The sequence below is a fragment of the Dictyobacter arantiisoli genome (genome assembly GCF_008326305.1).
Classification (GTDB): Bacteria; Chloroflexota; Ktedonobacteria; order Ktedonobacterales; family Ktedonobacteraceae; genus Dictyobacter; species Dictyobacter arantiisoli.
In genome coordinates this window covers 40952-61993 of the sequence record NZ_BIXY01000028.1, presented here as the reverse complement: position 1 = coordinate 61993, position 21042 = coordinate 40952, and the positions used below count along the sequence as shown (strand labels likewise).

Genomic DNA, 21042 nt, shown 5'->3' with positions numbered 1-21042 from the left:
GCTATCTATCACAAGCCAAAGAAGGTAGGAGAAGATGAATCGATCAGCTAAAGACTTGCTTTAAAGCATAAACAAGTGTGACAATCCTGATTAGAAAAGCATCCAAAGGGATTACGATATGAATACATCACCTCACAAACTTACGGGCTATCAGCCTATCGAAGACTATGCGGTTATTGGAGATATGCATACCGTTGCCCTTGTTGGAAAAAATGGTTCCATTGACTGGTATTGTCTTCCACATTTCGACTCCCCCAGTATCTTTGGGGCTATTCTCGATGCCCACAATGGAGGGAGATTCCGTATTGCACCTGCTGAGTCCGATTCCTCCTCTATCAGGCATGATCAGTTGTATGTTCCTGAAACAAATATCCTTATTACACGTTTTATCACCCGCGATGGAGTGGCAGAAATTACCGATTTTATGTCGATCAGACATCGTACAGGTAATATGCATCGTTCTCTCTTAATTCGTTCGGTAAAAGTCATACGTGGTTCCCTCACACTTGAGCTAACATGTCGCCCAGCTTTTCAGTATGCGCGCGAGATGCCCGGCGTCACGATCACACAGGAAGGTGCACTCTTCCAGGGAAATGATCTACAACTGGCTCTGACTTCCTCGGTTCCATTGCTGCAAGATGATGATAGGAACGTGTCGGCGACGTTTACACTTCATGCTGGTCACTCTGCACGTTTTTTCCTGGAAGATGTTAGAGAAGGGGCGGTCATACCCGCTCACCGTCTAAATGAACTCTATTATGATCACCTCCAGCACACGTTGAACTACTGGCGGAACTGGTTGGCACAATGTTGCTACCAGGGGCGGTGGCGCGAGATGGTTCAGCGTTCAGCGTTAGTCCTCAAGTTGTTGACTTATGCACCCACAGGAGCAATCGTTGCCGCGCCAACCACGAGTTTACCAAAAATACCTGGCGGAACTCAGAATTGGGATTATCGCTATACGTGGTTGCGGGATGCTTCGTATACCATCTATACGCTCCTTTCACTTGGCTTCACCCAGGAGGCTGAGGCATTTATGGGATGGTTGGATGCTCGCTGTCATGAAATTGGGGAACATGGTGCCTTACAACCAATTTATAGTATTGATGGTCATCATGATTTGACGGAGGTCACCCTTGATCATCTGGAAGGCTATCGTGGTAGTCGGCCGGTCCGCATTGGAAATGCGGTAGCGGCCCATCAGCAACTGGATATCTATGGTGAGCTTATGGATGCCATTTATCTTTTTAATCGATATTCACTCATCTCCTATGATCTCTGGCAACATGTGTGTCAATCACTCGAATGGTTGAGGTGCCATTGGCAAGAACCAGACGCGGGAATATGGGAAGAATGTGAGTTACCTCGGCGCTTCGTTCATTCTCGCGTGATGTGTTGGGTTGCCTTTGATCGAGCATTACGCATGGCTCATTACCGAGGCCTGCCTGCTCCTATCCATGAATGGGAAAGCATAAGTGCGCAGATCTATGAACAGGTTATGGATCAGGGATGGAATGAGCAGAAGAGGAGCTTTATCCAATATTATGGAAGCGAAGATATTGACGCAAGCGCGCTTCTCTTCCTTTTTACCAAGTTTACTAGCCCCACCGATCCGTGTATGCAGCAGACCATCGATCGTATTCAGAAAGAACTTACCACAGATGCACTTGTGCTCCGGTTCTCCCCCAGAAAAAGAAAAAATGGTCAACACGATAAGGAAGAAGATACTTTTAGTGCATGCAGTTTCTGGCTCGCAGAGAGCCTCGCACGGTCCGGGCATTGCAATGATGGGCGTTTGATGTTGGAGAAGATGCTCACCTATAGCAATCATGTGGGACTCTATGCCGAAAAAATCGGCCTTGTTGGTGAAGCACTTGGCAACTATCCACATGCATTTACGCATCTCTCGTTGATCACTGCTTGTTATCATATTGATCAAGCATTGAATAGAGAGAAGTCAGCGATACCTTAAAATAATACATACTGAGCCTGAACAAGGCACCCTCGTGGCTATCAGGCTGAGCAACGTTATGGGAAAGGAAGAAGTATCTTTCTCTACATGGACTGCCCTGCAAGACCGATAGTAGAAATAACCATACCAGAATAGCTTTGAAAGGTTCATGGGTCTTCTATGCTTACCAATCAATCTATGCAAGGACTATCTATACGCGAAGTTGCAGCCAAACGCGCTGCTGGTCAAGGGGCAGTCATGCCTCCACAGACCAGTCGCACCTATGCCCAGATTATTCGCGAAGATGTTTTTACCTTGATGAACAATATCTTGTTTGTTCTTTGCCTGGCCTTGCTCTTTTTTGGGCAGGTTTCAGAGGCAATAGTGTCAGCAGGTGTGGTTCTATTCAATGTTGTAATTAGCGTTATTCAGGAAATACGGTCAAAACACGCTCTTGATCGTATTGCATTGCTGACACGACCCAAAGCAACGGTTATACGAGATGGGCATGAGCAGTTCATCGATCCAGGAGCAATTGTACAAGGTGACCTTTTAGCCATCTCTGTGGGTGATCAAATTGTCGTCGATGGACCTCTGGTGGGAGAGGGGCAGATTGAGGTTGATGAATCGCTACTCACCGGTGAATCAAATCCCGTTACAAAACAAAACGGCGATCTGCTCTATTCTGGCAGTTTTTGTATTGCGGGAACGGCATACTATCATGCAGCACATGTAGGAATTGAAAGTGTGGCAGGCCAAATTACGGCAAAAGCACGTGCATTTCGTCGCATACTCACCCCTTTGCAGCGACAGATCAATAGCATTATTCAAGCACTTTTACTGGTTGCGCTGTATATTGAGATCATTCTCATCCTTGTTGCTGTGGCGAATCAAACCCCGGTGGTCGAGACAGTACGAATGTCTGTGATTGTCGTAAGCATTGTCCCCATTGGTTTATTCCTGGCAACCAGTGTCTCTTACGCAATGGGAGCCTTGAGGATCGCAGGAAAAAATGCTTTAGTGCAACGCCTGAGCGCAATCGAGTCTCTCAGCAATGTGGATGCGCTTTGTCTGGATAAAACTGGAACATTAACTACAAATACATTGGTGCTAGAAAAGATACTGCCGCTTGGGATCACTGAGATAGAGCTAAGGCAGCTCCTGGCTCTATATGTAGCGCATACATCGAGTCAAAATGCGACGAGTGCCGCCATTGGAATAGCTTGTGGTACACAGGATAACGTGCATTTCCTACACATTCGTGACGAGATACTATTTTCTTCGGCGCGCAAGTGGAGTGCTCTGTCGATCACCGATACGGAATTACGAGGTATCTACGTTCTTGGGGCACCGGAAGTGCTCCTTCCATTTCTCCAGGCAGGGGCTGAATTGGGTCCGTTCATCGAGGAAGAAACAATGCGTGGTATGCGTGTCCTTCTTTTTGCATATTCCTCTCATGCAGCCCCGTTGCATACTATCGATGCCAGGCCAGCGTTACCGACTAATTTGCGTCCACTAGGGATGGTGAGCCTGCGTGATGAGCTTCGTCATGCAGTACAAGAAACGCTGATCGGTTTCTCTGAGGTTGGTATCAAGATCAAGGTTATTTCTGGCGATCATCCACATACCGTTGCGGCACTAGCCCAGCAAGTGGGAATTGCCAATACCCATCATGTGGTAACCGGCGGCGAACTGGATCAACTCGATGAGGAGCAATTAGCACAACTTGCTGAGGAAACAACCATCTTTGGACGCATCACACCTCAACAAAAAGAACGCCTGGTGCGAGCATTGCGCATGCGTAATCATTACGTTGCAATGATAGGTGATGGCGTCAATGATATCCTATCACTCAAACAAGCGAACCTGGGGATAGCGATGGAGAGTGGAAGCCAGGCGACGCGTGGGATCGCAGATATCGTCCTGCTCCACGACTCTTTTGCTGCACTTCCTTCTATATTCGCTGAAGGGCAACGCATACGCAATGGCATGGAAAGTGCTATGAAACTCTTTTTAACGCGGGTGATGTATTTGACGTTCTTGTTATTTACCATTCCTGCATTGGGAGGGTTTCCCTTTGCGCCAAAACAAAAGGCCCTGGTTACTTTCGAGACGGTCGGTGTTATTGCCGTCGCATTGACCGCATGGGCACATCCTGGTCCACCTACGCGACATGGCCTTATGCGCGTTCTCTTGCGTTTCTCTCTCCCCGCAGCCGTGACTTTGAGCCTGGTAGCGTTTGGCGTTTATCTTGTCGCTTTCCTCCAAGCGCAAGAAGATGCGAGCAACAGCATTGCTACTGCTCAACTCATCGCGCAAAGCGCATTGACAACCTTCGCAGTTTGTAGTGGGCTTTTACTTGTCCCTTTTGTTGTTCCACCGACACGTTTCTGGTCAGGTGGCAGTCAACTCAGTGGGGATTGGCGGCCTACATTGCTGGCAGTGGGATTGATGATCACCTATTTGATCGTTATCACCATTGCACCATTGCGTGCATTCTTTAGTCTGGCTGCCCTCGGTATGAATGGTTATCTTTTAATTGGGACCGCATCGCTGCTCTGGAGCATCATTCAACGCTGGATATGGCGCGCCCATCTTTTTGAACGTTTCCTGAAGCTCGATTACAAGGAATGAAAAGGGAAGATAAGAACGGTATCTTCCCTTTTCATTCCTTCTGTGTCACATGACACTTAACAGACTCTAATGCCAATTAAAATGAATCTTCACTGCCTTTTTTAATGTGAATGGCAGTTACACGCAGTGCATTAAAGATGACAAGTACATCAATACCTTCTTGGAGGATAGCTCCCGCCGCAGGAGGAATATAGCCAAAGGCTGCGAAGACCATTGCCAGGCCACTCAAGCCCATGCCAATCCAGATACCTTGCTGGGCGATACGCATGACACGACGGCCCAGGAAAACCGCAGTACTTACGCCTAGAATATTGGTGGAGAGTAAGACGGTATCAGCGGCACTGGCCGCAGCCGTGAGACCCTGGGTTCCCAGCGCCATCCCAACGGTTGCTGTTGCCAGGGCGGGAGCATCATTGATGCCATCGCCGACCATCAAAACTTTCAGCCCTTTTGACTCTAAATCTTGCACCACGTGCACTTTATCTTCTGGTAAACAGCGAGCTATAATGCGATCCATACCAGCCAAATGCCCGACTTGTTGCGCCACCGCTTCACTATCGCCTGTGAGTAAGATAATCTCTTCAATTCCTGATTGTTTAAGTTTGGGACAGAGTTGTCTGATCTCCGGGCGAGGCACATCTTCCATGATGATGAGTGCCTCAACTGTTCCGTTGAGCGCAACGAAGCTACAAATTTGGCCCAGAAAGCGTCTGTGTTCTCTCTCCTCTAAGAAATATTCTGGCAACGGAATATCCAACATGCGTATAAATGTGCGGTTGCCCACAGCGACTGCTATAGAGTTTCCTTCGCCTTGATATTCTTCAGACTGGCTGGTTGCGAGGGTAGCATGAACGCCTTTTCCAAAGATTTCCTCAAAATTGTTGGCAGTAGCAAGGGTGATATTTCTTTTCAGCCCAGCATCAACGATGGCAGAGGCCAGGATATGGGTTGAAAGCTGTTCAACAGAGGCGGCATAGCGCAGGATCTCGTCTTCTGTGTATGGATTTTTCCGCTGGCTTTCAGTGGCAAGAAGAATGGAGGAGACCTTTGGCATGCCCAGGGTCAGTGTGCCGGTTTTATCAAAAACAGCGATGTTTATTTCTCCCAATTGTTCAATAGCTGAGCCACTTTTGACAATAATGCCATTACGAGCGGCCATGTTGATGCCTGACATAATCGCAATCGGAGTTGCCAGTATCAGTGGACATGGGGTGGCAACTACCAGGACGGCTAGTGCATAGACCTGATTGCCAGACATTGTCCATGCTGCAGTGGCGAGCACAATGGTGAGAAGCGTAAAGACAATGCTGTAGCGGTCTGCCAGGCGATGAATCGGCGCTTTCTGTTCCTGGGCCTCTGTTACTAACCGAACAATCTGGGCATATTTACTTTCTGCACTGAGCTTGCTGGCACGGACTTCTAGAATACCATCCAGATTGACGCTGCCAGAGAGGAGTCCCATGCCAGGTATTTTGCGAACAGGGATAGGTTCGCCTGTGAGATCGGCCTGGCTGACACTCGATGAACCCTGCACGATGGCCCCATCTACCGGCACCAGTTCTCCTGGTTTAATAACCACTATCATTCCAGGCTGCACTGTTTCCACTGGGATGTCGAGCAGTTGTTTTCCTTGCCAGATATGGGTAGTGCGTGGCACCCGTTCGACCAGTGAGGAGAGCGAGCTACGCGCACGCCGCAGCGCATAGGCTTCCAGTGCCTCTCCTCCCGATAGCATTAAGACCACGATTGCCCCCGCTAGATATTCATGCAGCAAGAGTGAACCAATAATGGCTATGCCCGCAATGATATCAATGCTGAATTCCTTGTGCCAGAGTCTTCTGATTGTTTCCCAAAGCAGAGGAATACCGCCCCAAATGAGAATTGCTAGCAAGACCCAGTCGGCAAGATCACTGCGCCGAGCCAGCCAGAGCAGCACGCTAATGAGCAACAGGAGGAGTGCAACTGCCGGAATAGGATACCGTTTGCACAGAGACCAGTAATGTGTACACCGAAATATCTGTGTGGTCTTCCCAGACGATGGTGCCTCTGATTGTGCAAAATGTCTCTCCTCCATTTTTTGTGCCTGTATTTGTTCTACTTTGTGTTTTGTCATGGTATCACCTGTACGATCTAACCAGACAGTTTCCTCTGCTATAGAGGCCCCTGCCTGGTTAGACGAAATTTATCTAGAAGCGTCTGCCCAACCATTTTTGTGCTGAGTCATAGGTTTTGTTGTTGTCTTACAGAGAAGATATAGCTCAGGCTGGCCGGGCCTGTGCGAGCATCTCTTGCTGTGGAGGTCGTACAATGAGCAAGGGAAGCCTGGTCCGATTGAGTACCCTTTCTGCTATGCTCCCAAAAATCCAGCGATCTAATTTAGTATGTCCATGGGTGGTCAGCGCTAAAAGCTGGCAGGAGGGAGATTGGTCGGAGTTGCCGTTTTCTACATACTGGATTATCTCTTGGGCAATATCTGCGCTGCTTCTCAGACAACCAATGATCTTGATGCCTGCATATGATTTTGTCGTTTGTTCCAGGCGTTTCACCACATCTTGCAGATAGATCTGTGCTTGCTGGTGGATGAGTTCCTTGAGATCGATCTGATAAATCTCTTTGAAGGCATCTTCATCAGTCTGGTTCAGCGGTTCGATAATACGTAGTAGATGTATCTCGGCCTGGCGTGATGGGGCACAGGCTGCTGCAATTGAGAGAGCTGGCTCTATGATTGCTTCAGCCTGCGATGAGCCATCAAGCGCAATGCAGACTCGAAAGATGGGTTGTCCTTCGCGGTCAACTCCGCATGGTAGTGGATGTTGTTCATCACGTTGGATCAATACTGGTACCGGGCATGTGCGTGCGATCTTTTGAGCCACACTCCCCAATACCCACTGTTTCAGACCTGTATATCCATAGCTGCACAGAACCACCAGGTCAATGCTTTGTCGCGTAATCACTTCCAGAATAGCTGATGAGGCATCGCCGACATAAACCTCTATCATCGTAGGAAGTTGCTTCAATAGCTCTGATGTTTTTAGACTATTCAGGTAGTTTCTTGCCCCTTGTTCCTCAAGCTGCTGGATGCGTTCCATCATCCCTACGGTTTGCATGCTATAGATGCTCATGAATTCAACGCTACGTAGCAAAAAAATGCTGCTGTGATTGATGTGCGCTATATGTGTCGCCAGTGGAAGTGCTTGTTCTGCTCGTGGTGAGCCATCTAAAGGCACAAGGATACGTTCAAACATGGCAGGTCTCCTTCTCAACTTTCATCAGCGGCAACGCCTGGTTAGATGTCAAAGATGAGACTGTGGGGTTGGGCTGCATACCATCCATGCCCCCTCTACCCATTAACACTTCTCTGTAAGAGACTCTACACGTATGAACATACAGTGGTATCACAGAAACAGAAATAGATGTCACACGTACATCACAAAAATCCGTCACGCACCATCGGCAAGGCCTGATTGTGTATGACGTAGAGAGTGAATGAGAGATCTAATCGTCTACTCTGTCTTCGCCTTCTTCATCTTCAGAGTAGAGAGGGATGGAGATAAAAAATGTGGTTCCCTGCCCTTCGACGGATTGAAACCAGATGCGTCCGTCATGCCGTTCGATGAACTCGCGGCTCAAATATAATCCCAGGCCAGTCCCATGAATACCATAGGCACATGCATTCTCCGCACGGACAAAACGGCCAAAGATGCGTGCCTGCTCTTGTGCTGGAATGCCAATGCCATTATCTTTGACACTTACTATTGCGCATTTGTGCTCTTGATCTTCCCACAATGTAATCTGAACATATTCACTTTGAGGGCTATATTTGACGGCATTGGTCAAAATATTCGTGAGGACTTGTTCGACACGCGGCACATCAATCGAAACGACCAGCACAGCAGATTGAGCATCGACAAGACATTGATGATGTCTGGCTGTCAACTGGAAACGCTTTACCACACGGTTCACCAGTGTGACCAGATCAGTTGGCTCCGGATGGAGGTGCAGTCGTCCCGCTTGTAGCCGTGTCACATCCAGAAGATCATCCATCAAATCTCCCAAACGTCTGGCTGCTTGATGAATTCCTTCAAGTGATTCCTGTTGGTCAAGGGTTAATACACCACCTATTACAGGTACCGATTGTGCCTGCAATAGTTGTGCAAACCCTTGAAGAACGGCTAAAGGATTCCGTAATTCGTGCGCTGCAATAGCTATAAAATCATCTTTCAATGCTTCCGCCTCTTTCATCGCTGAAACGTCTTGATGCATAACAAGTGCAGCAGATTCATATGGTGATGTTGCGCTCTGAGAGAAATGCAGGGGAAATTGCTCTGGATTTAGAGCAATCGCATTCACCAGTACTGGTAACGTTGAGCCATCTGGATGACGAATAATCTCCTGATACTGGTAAATTGACACGTTATATTGCACTGCGCGCAAGGTGGTAAGTTGATCGAGAGGAAGGGGGCGCCCATCGCTATGAAAAATCTGAATCGCATTCTGCTGTAAAAATTCGATCATGGGTTGCTCATAAGGCCAGTCCGCACCCCATAAGGCTTTTGCTGCATGGTTGGAGAGTATCAAACGTGCATCATGGCCATGAACCAGGTAGACACTGCTTGGTAACTCATCCAGGATACGTTGTAAGAGGGAACGGCGAGCTTCCGTTTCAGCATGGATAAGTCGTTCCCGCAAAAGCCTGCGCGTTTCAGTGACATCATGCCAGACGACAACGACTTCGGCGATGGGATGATGCTCATCATAACGACCGAACAGTTTTCTATACCCATCCGTTGTTGGTAGAATAGATTGGCGCAGAGGTGACGCATTTACAACAAATTCACGATATTCATGTTTTTCATCAATCATCGTTAATGGAATATCATGTTCCGCCATTCCCTCAAAAGCGCTTCTAGCAGATGCTTGAATAAGTGCCTCAAGAGCCTGCCTTCCCTGAATATGACCCTCTAATTGCTGACGTAACTGTTGAGCACTTTGATTTTCGCGGATGATTTGCCCATGTTGATCTACCAGCGTTACACCATCGGCAATGCTTTCAAAAATGGCTTGTATTTCCTGTGATTGCATCCGCATGATGTGATAGAGGCGCGCATTTTCCACCGCCACTGCCGCCTGAGATGCCAGCCCCATTAATATTTCCTCATCCATTGACGTGAATTGACCAGGAGTAGTATGTCCTAAAAGCAAGCCACCGCGAACCTCACCCTCTCTATCCAGAAGTGGTGCGCCAAGAAAACTGCGGATGATCGGATGTCCTGGTGGAACTCCAATGGCATGCAAATCTTCAGATGGAACATGCCCATGAGCAAAAGCGTATGCCGTATCACGTGCGACCCTACGTGCCTGAGTAGAATCTACGGGATTGGGATGCATCAATTGAAATACATCCTCTACACGTACCGGAACTTTATAACGAAAGATGGGGGCCAACAACCCTTCACCCCCCAGAGGCATGCGACGAAAGAGTTCTTCTTGCTCTTTCGTCACACCAACCACTGCGGCCAGATGAAATAAATTCCCCTCCACAGGAACCAGAAGTTCTCCTTGCTCGTTCATTGGGCGCAGCGTAAAGGCAGCAATTTCAGCGCCAGTGAGATCTGCAGCTGTTTGGGCAATCAGATGAAGCAGTCGTTCCTCATCGTGCTCGCTCATAAGGGCAGCCCCGATACGGCATAAAGCAGCGAAGCGCTCAGATTCGGATAAACTTGGATGAACATTTGGAGGTTCCATCGTAGCAATTATTCCTTCCACAAATTTGATGTTTAGATGAACAGGACTCTTCTGACCTCCTTTGAGAAGTTCAGCTGGAAAGGAGAAATCATCAAAAGGAGTGTTCAGATCTCGTCAGAGCTCATCAAACTAGCCTCCGATGCGTACACCGTGTCTGGATAACTGCCTTGAAAGAGTGGTCCATCCAAAGGAGGCCATCCTTTCAGGCTCCTGCGTACAGGGGGACGATACAGCTTGCGGTTGCGTTTGAGCTGGTTACGTACCTGACAGCCCGGCGATCTGCCGCAACATGGCTTCATCGATTTTCCCATTCGAAAGAGAATGACAGGTACAAAATATGTTACCATATTGTGACACATGGAGGCTATCTCAGCTCAAATGCTGATCTCGAATACAGACCATTTCCCTGGTTTTTGAAATCCATCTGTGATTAAAATAACATGTATGCACTTTCTATTTATAACCATCGTATCTCTGCTTTAGGATACATGAAGATCATAAACGCATCTTTGAACGTTTTGATATGCAATTGACACGCGAAGTTTCAGGCCTGGGACCGGGTCTCACGCTGTGCAAGTATATTGTCGAATTACATCACGGCGTGATCGGGGTTGAAAGCACGCCTGGTAAGGGAAGTACCTTTCGCGTTCTCTTCCCTATTGAATACAATTACCTCTAAAGGAGACCAGGATGACGGCAAGAAAACAGCATATTCTTACTGCAGACGACGATCCACAACTGCTTCGTCTCGTTTCCAGGAGTCTTGAACTTGATGATTTTGATGTGCTGACAGCAACAAATGGAGAAGAAGCATTGGCAATCATCGAATCACAAGCGCTCGATCTTATTCTGCTTGATGTGATGATGCCAAAAATGGATGGCTTTACGGTCTGTCAGAAAGTCCGTGAGTTTTCATCAGTTCCAATCATTATTATCACTGCACGCGGCCAGGACGATGAAAAGGTGAAAGGACTCAATCTTGGTGCGGATGATTATCTTACCAAACCTTTCAACATCGACGAATTGGTCGCCCGTGTGCGTGCGGTCTTACGCCGAACACAATTTACCTCACAAGAACTAACGCATGCTACTCGAACAGTAACCACAATTGGCAATCTCACGATTGACTACGCACAACGACTGGTGACCGTCAATGGCAAAGAGATTGTGTTGACACCGACAGAGTATCGTGTCCTCGCCTATTTAGTGCAAAATGCGGGTTGTGTTGTTACGCAGGATCTTCTCCTTGCGTATATCTGGGGGCAGGAATACGTTGGCGAAGGTCATATGCTTCAGGTAAACGTCAATCGCCTGCGACGGAAAATAGAGCCAGACCCAGCTCATCCACGTTATATTCTCACCAAAGTTGGTATTGGTTATCAGTTTTCCACCAAGCCAAAGGAGTGATGCCTTTTTTATTTCCATTCCTCTTTGCTCTGAAGATGAAGACAGCGAAGACAGAGTAGACGATTAGATCTCTCATTCACTCTCTACGTCATACACAATCAGGCCTTGCCGATGGTGCGTGACGGATTTTTGTGATGGGGTTGTGACATTTGTTTCTGCTTCTGTGATCCCGCCGTAGGTTCACGCATGTAAAGTTCCTTCTAGAGAAGTGTCCACATGGAGAGGGGGACATTCGTCGCGTGAAGCCCCCTCCCCTCCCTACAGTCTCATCTTTGATAGCAGCGCAAGCGTTGCCGCTGATGAAAGTTGAGAAGGAGACCTGCCATGTTTGAACGTATTCTTGTACCTTTAGATGGCTCAACACGAGCGGCTCGCGCTCTTCCTATCATTGCCCGTCTTGCTCATGCGACTCATGGCAGCGTAATTCTGGTGAGTGTGGTCAATCACTTTGTGCTAGGAGAACCTTCATCCACACACAATCACAGAACACTCTCCAGAGATGACATCTCGATGAGCGAAGCGGAAGCCTATCTTGAAGCAACGGCACGTTCCCCTGAACTCGCGCATGTGACCGTTGAGAAGGCGATTCTTTCTGGTCCTGTCGCGTCTACTGTATTGTATGCCGTAACCTCCTGTCGAGCTGATCTGATTGTGATCAGCAGTCATGGGCGTTCGGGCATGATGAGTAAAATGCTAGGAAGCGTCTCTGAGAAGGTTGTCTGCCGGGCAACGATACCCGTGCTGTTACTACGCGAGAAAGGTTCTCTGCCACTCGTGCAGTATCCTCAAACAGATCGAGAAGAGAACATTAACCAGGTGCCATCACCCACGCCTGCTTATGTGGGCAATGCTCATCGAACAATGCCTACCATGTCAACTGGTTTGACACGTATTCTCGTCGCACTCAATGGCACATCTTCTGCTCATGTGCTGCTCAATCCAGCGGCTGAATTAGCAGCCGCGCTTGCATCCCCATATGGCGGGGCACTCCATCTCGCACGTGTGGTACTCCCACCGGAGGTTGTCGCACAGAAACATGCGTATGGATCAGTGGCGGAAACAATGGAGCAAGCACAAAAGTCACTTGCAGCCGTTACCTCGTATCTGCATGTGGGATTGATGGCCCCAATCGTAGCACAGTATCGCCTCGCAGTAACCTGGACGGTTGTAGAAAGCGAACAAATTGCTGAAACCCTGGTGCATCTCGCTGAACACGGAGAGGACGTCGAGGGGGAGGGAGCCTTTGGCGATTGCGATATCATCGCCATGGCAACCCATGGATTAGCTATTGAAAACCAGCTAACGCTTGGCAGCGTAGCTGCGCATGTTATAGCACTTACACACTGTCCCATTTTGCTTGTTCGCCCAACTGCACAGATGCAGATGGATCGCTCTTTTGAGAGATCTGCAAATGTGTGATTCCGCAGGTAGGGTGGACACCGAGACAGAGGACCAAAAGTGATGGAAATAAACTGGACTTTGCATTGTGATCCCAATGAGAGATAGGGGCAAAGCGTGAGAGCGTTTTGAGAGACCAGTGCACTATGGTAGGTATACAGAGAGATTTCGATGCACCCTGGTAGGGACAGGCATGAAGAGAGTCCCATCAGGTGCACAGACGCATTTTAGGATGTCATCCGCAAAGAGCGGACCTGGTCTGGTAAAGGAGATCAATATATGTATGGTGAACTTACCCAAGAACAGATTGATCAGGTATTGTATGCCGAGTTTATTGGTCGCCTGGGCTATCAAATGCAAGGAAAGATGTGTATTCTTCCCATCAACTATGTGTATGATGGGGAAAACATTTATGCGAACACGCTTGATGGTTCCAAACTGTGGATGATGCGCCTATGTCCCGATGTCTGCTTTCAAGTTGATCAGATAAAGAATAGTTCCAACTGGCGCAGTGTCCTTGTGTGGGGAACATTTGAGGAACTCAAAGCAGAGGAGGGTGCCAGAGCCCTCCATTTGCTCACACAGCAGTTCATGACTATGATAGCCAGTGGACAACCATTACATGAGATGAGGAAGGAGGCACACGCACCATCACGCCCTCGCATCATTGTCTATCGCATTCATCTTACGGAAAAAACCGGACGCTTTGAAAACAGCGAAGTATATAATGTTAATGTCACAGGACCACAGGAACAAGAGATACGCTAAAAGAAGGTGCGCATGTTTAAACATATACTTGTTTTGCTCGGCGGTTCAAAGCGTGCGGAACAAGCTATTGAAGGAGCAAAACGCTCAAGCGAGACAACGCATGCTTCGCTAAGCCTCCTCTTGGTCATCGATCCTGATGCCGAGAAAGTAAACCTGTCTGTCCCACTCGTCTTTGACAATCTTGATAAGGCAATTGAGCAAGAAGAAGACCACAGACCACAGAACACATTACCTTCTGCATATCGTGCAACACTATCAACTTCCACTCTCACAAACGGCACGCCTGATACGTCAAGGAGCAGTCATACCAACGATTTTATCCACCATTCAGGAACACCAGATTGATCTGGTAATTTTATGCAGTCACGGCACAACAGAGAGGAGAAACAAGCATTTAGGGAGCGTTGCCCAACAACTCATCACACAGAATACCGTCCCGCTCTTGATTCTCAAAAATGGATGGGGAGCACCGCACACCACCTATCCTGATATGCATCGTTCACCGCACAGCCTCGAAATCGTGGTTGCCCTTGATGGTTCAGAGCAATCAGAGAGAGCGCTCCTGCCAGCCGCCCACCTGATCTCTGCCCCCGAAATCTGTGCAGCGCTTGGGATCTTCCGTGCCACTCTGTATCGATACGCCAAAGAGGCTGAACCGCTTAATTGTCAAAATCCCCGCTCACGGAATTCCAAAATTTACACAAGGGACATCAAACATCCATGGAAGAGGAAAATAGAAAATTGAAGCGTGAGAACGAAATTTTACGGCAAGAAAGGGACATATTAAAAAAAGCGGTGAGCATCTATCAGAAGCAGCCCTGAAGCAGAGGAACAGAGAGTAGATTTGAGGGAGAGGGAAGTGATGCCACAAACAGCACACATCGAGCGACATTTTACCGTTGGAGAGACCATTCGAGATATCGTTATTGGCATGTCAGACGGATTGACCGTGCCGTTTGCTTTAGCAGCAGGACTCTCCGGGGCGGTGAGTTCTAGTTCGATCATCATTACGGCTGGACTTGCCGAGATTGCGGCAGGGTCTATTGCGATGGGGCTCGGTGGCTATCTCGCAGCGCGCAGCGATGCAGAGCATTATGCGAGTGAGCGCAGATGCGAGCAACAAGAAATCCAAGAAAAGACCGAAGCAGAAAAAGCGGAGGTCAGGGATGTTTTCATCTCCTACGGTGCATCCTCTTGTAAATAAGAATGCATGAGTTTGCGTAATTCCTGGCGCGCACGGTGCAGGCGGACTTTTAGGGTAGTCTCGGTAATGCCAAGACGTCTGGCCGCCTCTTTTGTACGCAGGCCTTCGATACTGCGTAAGAGAAAAGGCGTGCGCAAGGTTTCGGGGAGTTGTTCGATTGCCAGTTTGAGCGCGTTGCGTAATTCTTTATCCAGAACCCATGCATCGGGCGTCTGCTCCTCCGAAGTCAGGTCCGCCCCCGATCTTTCCTGCGATGCCTCTAAGGAGGACGAGTCAGGCTTTTTCCGACGTAGATGCATGAGGGCGGTGTTAGAAACAATCCGGTATAGCCAGGTTCGCAGACTGCTTCGTTGCGCAAAGTCGGTGATATGGGAACACGCTCGCAGAAAGCTTTCCTGGACAATCTCCTCCGCCTCCTCCGGGCTTCTCGTCATGCTTAAGGCACGAGCGTATAACTGGCGAGCAAAACGTTTGAACAAACAGGTGCAAGCAGGCTCCTCCTGCTGATACAATCCACGCAAGAGTTCTTGTTCGTTGGCATACACCTCAAGCGACATATTCCACCACGCACTCTGCTCCTGGTTGGATGGGATTTCCCGGCTGTCAGTATCCATATGTTTTTTTATCTCCCTTAACCACTATCGCCCAGGAGACGCCAAACAGATCGGCCAGCGCTCCGGCGAGCAACGCTCCTACTGCATATCCACTATCGCGCCAGAGCCGGTAGACACCCACTGCCGAGGCGCGCCAGTCCGGGTGAGCAACATCAGCGATGGTCGCGAGCAGGGTTGGATAGACCAGTGCCGTTCCCAGCCCAAGCACACTCATGGCCAGTGCCCACCACCCGAATCCATGGAGCAAGGGCAGCAATCCGAGGGTAGCTGCCCGCAAGATCATCCCCCCCACGAATCAGGAATCTTCATTCACACTTCAACGGGGAAGCCGAGCGCGCGCCAGTCAGGAAGACCTGGTTCGAGCCGATGAGCATGGTATCCACGGGCACGCAGCAAGGCGACTGCTTCATCGGCGAACACACAATAGGGGCCCCGGCAATACGCCACGATCTCCTTGTCTCGCGGGATTTCCTGCAACCGTGCTTCGAGTTCTTCAAGGGGCACCGAGCGAGCCTGCGGCAAGTGTCCAGCCGTATATTCCTCGGCGGGACGCACGTCGAGCAGGATCACTTGCTGTTCAGCAAGGCCCTGGAGTAACGCTTCTGCCCCTATGGAGTGCAAGTGTTCTCGATCCTGCAAAAAGGTCTGCACCACATGCACAACCTCGGCCAGGTGCGTCTCGCCGACGTATCGCAGCGCCTGCCACAAGGGAAATACCGCTTCGTCAGCCAGGCGGTAATAGATCGAGACCCCTGCGCGACGAACATCGACCAGGTGTGCCGCACGGAGCACCTGTAAATGTTGTGAGGCATTCGCAACAGACAGACCAGTCTCCTGTGCCAGGGCTTCAACGCTGCGCTCACATTGAGCAAGAACCTCCAGCAGTTCAAGCCGATGTGGATTAGCCAGGGCCTTAGCAATGCGTGCAAACTGTTCATAGAGCTGGTCTTTAAATGCACGTTTCTCATGGGCCTTCATGATTCTTCCCTCTATTCGTTTGATTTATTATTCAATAGATTACTTGAATAATAGTGAAATGTCAATGTTCGCCAGAAGAAAGTCCTCCCACAACGGAAAAGGGCGACTGCCCCTGTGTTCACAAGAGCCATGTAACCTTTTGTCCTTTGCTGCATCCAAGGAAGTGAGGGAAACACCATTTCCCTGATGCGTCACAACAACTATACGGAAAGAGAAGAAAGATGAACCCGAAAAACGCCAATACAACCATCGTTCCTGTCGAAAAAGCCTATGAAATGATCATGGTGACACAAGATGCCATCGTGATTGACGTACGCACACCCGCCGAATTCGAAGCCAAACATATTGCAGGCAGCCATAATATTCCACTGGATCAGCTCCCTGTTTATACAAACGAGATCGCGAAACTCGCGAGCAATACTCCTGTACTCCTGATTTGCCAGAGCGGGACACGCGCGCGCAAGGCGGCAGAAATACTCCAGACCGCGCCAGTGCCTTCCCTCTCTCTCCTCGACGGTGGCATGGTTGCCTGGGAGAAGGCAGGCAAGCCATATAAGCAGGGAGTACAAAAATGGAGTATGGAACGGCAGGTGCGCGGCGTTGCCGGCACACTGGTCCTGCTGGGAGCACTGGGAGGTCTTTTCGCCTGGAAGCCGCTCACCTGGATCGCGGCCCTGGTTGGCGGAGGACTGGCCTATTCGGCGGCTTCCAATACCTGCGGAATGGCGCTGCTGCTCAGTAAACTGCCCTACAACCAGGGCGCGGTCTGTGATGTTCGCCAGACGCTGAAAAATATAAAAGATGCCGCGTAGGAAGCCGCGAAAAGAAGCGACATCAATGAGATCCGCAAAGAAAGAGTGAATTGCTATGATCCTCCATTTAATCTATGATGAAAATCTGGCCCAGGCCAGTTATCTGGTGGGCTGTGCCGCCAAGGGCGAAGCGCTGCTTATCGACCCCAACCGCAACATCGAACACTATATCGCGCTGGCAGAGAGTAAGGGATTGCGTATCACAGCCATCACTGAGACACATATTCATGCTGATTTTGTCTCCGGGGCGCGCGAACTGGCGCACGCAACCGGAGCACAGCTCTACCTTTCGGATATGGGGCCTGCGGACTGGAAATACGAGTACGCGGGGGAGGCAAGAGCGACCCTTCTGCGCGATGGGACGACGTTTCGCGTCGGCAATATCCGCATCGAGGCCATGCACACGCCCGGCCATACCCCGGAACACCTCTCGTTTCTGCTGACTGATACGGCGGCAACCGATGAGCCGATGGGTATCTTTACTGGCGACTTCCTGTTTGTCGGCGATGTTGGTCGCCCGGATCTGCTGGAAAAAGCTGCCGGCGTCAGCGGCACGGCTGATTTGGGGGCACGCCAGCTCTACCGCTCGTTACAGCGCTTCCGCGCATTGCCCGACTACTTGCAGATCTGGCCCGGTCACGGAGCGGGCAGCGCGTGCGGGCGAGCTCTGGGCGCGATCCCGCAAACGACGCTGGGATATGAGAAACGCATCAACTGGGCCTTTGATGTCACCGACGAGCAAAGCTTTGTCGAGGCGGTACTAGCAGGGCAACCGGAGCCGCCGACCTACTTTGCGGAAATGAAGCGCATCAATAGGGTTGGACCGGCTCTGGTAGGTTCGGCGATATTCCCACCGGCTAAAGCAAGCGTTGAGCAACTGATGGCTGATCTGGATGCTGGCAACCCGGTCATCGATACTCGTCCTTCCCAGCAGTACCTGGAGGAGCATATCCCCGGTACCATCCACGTGCCGTTTGGTCCCGTCTTCCTGAACTGGGCCGGGTGGCTGCTTCCCTACGACCGGCCTTTCTCGCTGATCGTCGATGCTGAAGCTGCCCAGGAGGTGCTTACCCTACTCCGTCTGATCGGTCTGGATCGTGTGGCCCATATCTGGACCCCTGACGTGCTGGCCACCTGGAAACAGGGCTGGCAGCCACTTACCAAAACATCGCAAATCACGGTACAGGAAGCCGAGCCCCTGCTCGCTCAGGAGCAAGTGACCTGGCTTGATATCCGTAGTAACGATGAGTACGCGGCGGGCCATATCCCGGGGAGCCAGCACATTCACCTGGGCACCCTGCAACAGCGCCTGCGGGAGATCTCGCCTGAGAAGCCCGTCGTGGTGCAGTGCCAGGGAGGAGCCCGTTCGCCCATTGGCGCGAGTCTGCTGGAAGCCCATCATTATCCACAGGTCATGGATCTGGTGGGAGGGTTCAACCTCTGGCGAAAGGCTGGCTATCCGGTGGTCAAAGGGGCCTAGCGTGAACCTGGGGTGACCACAAGGGTCGCCCCAGGTGGTGGGTTATTTAAAACGTACTTGTTATGAGAGAGATGGAGAAGTAAGGGTGAGTTCGTTATTCACGACGATTGTTTTCGGTGCCGCCATCGGCCTCGTTTTAGGGATGCTGGGTGGTGGGGGATCTATCCTGACCGTGCCGGTCCTGGTCTATCTGTTGCGGATGAACACGCAGGTGGCTGTTACTGCCTCACTGATCATCGTGGGGTTGAACGCAGTGATGGGCAGTGTACTGCACTGGCGGGGTGGTAATGTCTGGCTCAAAGAAGCGCTCCTCTTCGGGATGTATGGCACCGTTTCCTCGTATGTGGGCGCGCGTGTCTCAACCATGCTCAATAGCACGCTGCTCCTGGTGCTGTTCGCGCTTTTGATGCTGGTTATTGCGCTGCTGATGCTGCAACCAAAAGCGCGTGTGGGCATGACCGTGACTCGTCGGCCCTGGTGGCTGGTTCTGCTAGGAGGTCTGGGCGTTGGCTTACTCACCGGCTTTCTGGGAGTCGGCGGTGGGTTTTTGATTGTCCCGGCCCTCGTCCTCCTGCTCGGCATGGACATGCCGACCGCAGTTGGTTCATCCCTGGTTGTGATCGCGCTCAACAGCGCGGCGGGGATTGCCGGTCATTTGAACAGCCATGTGGTCCTCCCCTGGACCGAGATCCTGGTGTTCACCGCCATAGGATTCGCCGGGCTGCTGGCCGGTTCCAGGCTGGCGCGCGTCCTGCCGGTTGCTCGCTTACAGCAGTCCTTCGCCGTATTCGTGCTGGCCCTGGGTGTGGTGTTGCTGGTGTTCAATGTGCCAAAGTTGCTGATATTCTGATGGAGAGACCGTAAAGAAAATAATCAATGTTTCCCCTTGCGCGGCTCCGCGCACGTGGCGCATTGAGCGAGATAGATGCACGCGATTTGCGTTTTTCTCGGGATGAGACCGCAGTCTTTTTTCAGCAGTGCATTCCTTCGCTCCGGCTTACTGAGATGATTGAGCGGATTGGGACACTGTTGGAGGGTTGGGCGACCGGACTGCGCCTGTTCGCGTTTTCACTCCAACGAGTGCCAACAGAAGAAAAGGCGGAGCAGCATTTGACAGGCTTTATGAGTGGGCATCGTCCTTTGCACGATTATTTTCTTGAAGAGGTTCTCAATGCCCAGACCCCCTCTCAACAGCGCTTTCTGCTGCGCACCTGCTTGCTCAGTCGCCTGACCGCCCCTCTTTGCGATGCAATCACCGGCAAGCGGAATAGCGCAGCCGTACTGAGGTCGATGGAGCGGGCCGGGCTATTTCTGGAGCGCCTGGATGGGTCTGGCCAGTGGTATCGTTACCAGGGCATGTTCGCGGAGGCGAGACGACGCCTGGGCGAGGAGACCATCCAGGAAGTACATCTTCAGGCAAGCCGTTTCTTCAGTACCACCAGACCATCTTACAGGCCTTTGGCGCAGATCAAGAAGTGCCTCGCCGGTTAATGGCGGGACCGGAACCGCTTTCACAGCAGGAGCAACGAGTGCTGCGCTTTCACCCGCTCGCGCTCTATGCTGTCCTTCAAATGAGCCATGCTTTCTCCTGCTCCTCTCCCCTCACGGCAGGCAACCTTTCTTTTCCTCCGTCAGCCTGAAAAATTGACTCCCGACGAGCAAGCAGCTCTTCTCACGCTTCGTCAGACCCACCCAGAAGTGGGAGCGAACCTACGACTTGGTTCAGCAGTTTACACAGATGGTACGTACTCGCACAGAGGAGCACCTCGATGGTTGGCTTGCCAAGGTAGCTGACAGTCAGATCCCCAAATTACAGAGCTTTACCCTCGGCATTGAGCGAGATAAACCCGCTGTTGTTGCAGGTTTGACGTTGCCTCACAGCAATGGCATCGTCGAGGGAAAGGTCAACAAGTTAAAGCTTCTCAAGCGCATGGGATATGGCAGAGCAGGATTCCCACTGCTGCGTCAACGGGTGTTGTATGCGCTTTAGAGCCTGAAGACCAATGGCTTCCAGAACGGAGTGAAATCCTCAAGGGATTACATTGGCTCTT

At 50.5% G+C, this 21042-nt stretch carries 19 protein-coding genes and 1 pseudogene; 14 read left to right on the top strand and 6 right to left on the bottom strand.

Annotated elements, in window-relative coordinates; all coding sequences use genetic code 11:
- Window positions 1-118: 118 nt before the first annotated feature.
- Both F1593_RS11275 and F1593_RS11270 read left to right on the top strand, forming a co-directional pair.
- Window positions 119-1972: a glycoside hydrolase family 15 protein gene (locus F1593_RS11275; RefSeq protein ID WP_149401661.1), complete on the top strand. Its 1854-nt coding sequence runs from the start codon at window positions 119-121 to the stop codon at window positions 1970-1972.
- Between the two features lie 159 nt (window positions 1973-2131).
- Window positions 2132-4585, top strand: a complete 2454-nt coding sequence (locus F1593_RS11270) for an HAD-IC family P-type ATPase (RefSeq protein WP_149401660.1) — start codon at window positions 2132-2134, stop codon at window positions 4583-4585.
- Between the two features lie 76 nt (window positions 4586-4661).
- Here the strand turns inward: F1593_RS11270 and F1593_RS11265 are convergent, their stop codons facing one another.
- The 3 genes from F1593_RS11265 to F1593_RS11255 form a co-directional block, all read right to left on the bottom strand.
- Window positions 4662-6698, bottom strand: a complete 2037-nt coding sequence (locus tag F1593_RS11265) for a heavy metal translocating P-type ATPase (protein ID WP_149401659.1) — start codon at window positions 6696-6698, stop codon at window positions 4662-4664.
- A gap of 145 nt (window positions 6699-6843) precedes the next feature.
- A complete protein-coding gene (locus tag F1593_RS11260; RefSeq protein ID WP_149401658.1) occupies window positions 6844-7830 on the bottom strand; it encodes a universal stress protein in 987 nt (328 codons plus the stop codon).
- 250 nt (window positions 7831-8080) lie between these two features.
- On the bottom strand, window positions 8081-10330 hold the full coding sequence (locus F1593_RS11255; RefSeq protein ID WP_149401657.1) for a sensor histidine kinase: 2250 nt from the start codon (window positions 10328-10330) through the stop codon (window positions 8081-8083).
- Window positions 10331-10814: 484 nt separating this feature from the next.
- Between F1593_RS11255 and F1593_RS11250 the strand changes: the two genes are divergently transcribed.
- The 7 genes and pseudogenes from F1593_RS11250 to F1593_RS11220 all read left to right on the top strand — a co-directional run.
- Window positions 10815-11009, top strand: coding sequence for an ATP-binding protein (locus F1593_RS11250; protein WP_268907039.1), 195 nt, complete (start codon window positions 10815-10817; stop codon window positions 11007-11009).
- Between the two features lie 11 nt (window positions 11010-11020).
- Window positions 11021-11737 (top strand): response regulator transcription factor, encoded by a 717-nt coding sequence (locus F1593_RS11245; RefSeq protein WP_149401655.1) that lies wholly within the window; start codon window positions 11021-11023, stop codon window positions 11735-11737.
- Window positions 11738-12061: 324 nt separating this feature from the next.
- Window positions 12062-13156: a universal stress protein gene (locus tag F1593_RS11240; protein WP_149401654.1), complete on the top strand. Its 1095-nt coding sequence runs from the start codon at window positions 12062-12064 to the stop codon at window positions 13154-13156.
- 258 nt (window positions 13157-13414) lie between these two features.
- On the top strand, window positions 13415-13903 hold the full coding sequence (locus F1593_RS11235) for a pyridoxamine 5'-phosphate oxidase family protein (RefSeq protein ID WP_149401653.1): 489 nt from the start codon (window positions 13415-13417) through the stop codon (window positions 13901-13903).
- 12 nt (window positions 13904-13915) lie between these two features.
- Window positions 13916-14248, top strand: coding sequence for a universal stress protein (locus F1593_RS11230; protein WP_149401652.1), 333 nt, complete (start codon window positions 13916-13918; stop codon window positions 14246-14248).
- On the top strand, window positions 14148-14648 hold the full coding sequence (locus tag F1593_RS29825) for a universal stress protein (protein ID WP_172632049.1): 501 nt from the start codon (window positions 14148-14150) through the stop codon (window positions 14646-14648). Before F1593_RS11230 ends, F1593_RS29825 begins: the two co-directional genes overlap by 101 nt.
- Before the next feature lie 117 nt (window positions 14649-14765).
- Window positions 14766-15089 (top strand): annotated as a pseudogene (locus F1593_RS11220) (VIT1/CCC1 transporter family protein); the annotation flags it as partial.
- Here F1593_RS11220 and F1593_RS11215 read toward each other — a convergent pair.
- From F1593_RS11215 to F1593_RS11205, 3 genes are read right to left on the bottom strand one after another with little or no spacing between them, the layout of a single operon-like run.
- Entirely contained in the window at window positions 15083-15721 is a 639-nt protein-coding gene (locus F1593_RS11215) for an RNA polymerase sigma factor (RefSeq protein WP_149401650.1), read from the bottom strand. The pseudogene F1593_RS11220 and the gene F1593_RS11215 overlap by 7 nt on opposite strands.
- Window positions 15711-16004 (bottom strand): MFS transporter, encoded by a 294-nt coding sequence (locus F1593_RS11210; protein WP_149401675.1) that lies wholly within the window; start codon window positions 16002-16004, stop codon window positions 15711-15713. Before F1593_RS11210 ends, F1593_RS11215 begins: the two co-directional genes overlap by 11 nt.
- Before the next feature lie 26 nt (window positions 16005-16030).
- Window positions 16031-16699 (bottom strand): ArsR/SmtB family transcription factor, encoded by a 669-nt coding sequence (locus F1593_RS11205; protein WP_149401649.1) that lies wholly within the window; start codon window positions 16697-16699, stop codon window positions 16031-16033.
- 221 nt (window positions 16700-16920) lie between these two features.
- Between F1593_RS11205 and F1593_RS11200 the strand changes: the two genes are divergently transcribed.
- The 5 genes from F1593_RS11200 to F1593_RS28960 all read left to right on the top strand — a co-directional run bounded on the left by F1593_RS11200 (window position 16921) and on the right by F1593_RS28960 (window position 20981).
- The gene (locus F1593_RS11200; RefSeq protein ID WP_149401648.1) at window positions 16921-17511 is read left to right on the top strand and encodes a rhodanese-like domain-containing protein; all 591 of its coding nucleotides are present in this window, start codon (window positions 16921-16923) and stop codon (window positions 17509-17511) included.
- Window positions 17512-17566: 55 nt separating this feature from the next.
- The gene (locus F1593_RS11195) at window positions 17567-18991 is read left to right on the top strand and encodes an MBL fold metallo-hydrolase (protein ID WP_149401647.1); all 1425 of its coding nucleotides are present in this window, start codon (window positions 17567-17569) and stop codon (window positions 18989-18991) included.
- A gap of 85 nt (window positions 18992-19076) precedes the next feature.
- Window positions 19077-19841, top strand: coding sequence for a sulfite exporter TauE/SafE family protein (locus tag F1593_RS11190; RefSeq protein ID WP_149401646.1), 765 nt, complete (start codon window positions 19077-19079; stop codon window positions 19839-19841).
- Between the two features lie 26 nt (window positions 19842-19867).
- The gene (locus F1593_RS11185; RefSeq protein WP_149401645.1) at window positions 19868-20482 is read left to right on the top strand and encodes a winged helix-turn-helix domain-containing protein; all 615 of its coding nucleotides are present in this window, start codon (window positions 19868-19870) and stop codon (window positions 20480-20482) included.
- Between the two features lie 226 nt (window positions 20483-20708).
- A complete protein-coding gene (locus F1593_RS28960) occupies window positions 20709-20981 on the top strand; it encodes a transposase (protein WP_371873815.1) in 273 nt (90 codons plus the stop codon).
- Window positions 20982-21042: the final 61 nt, after the last annotated feature.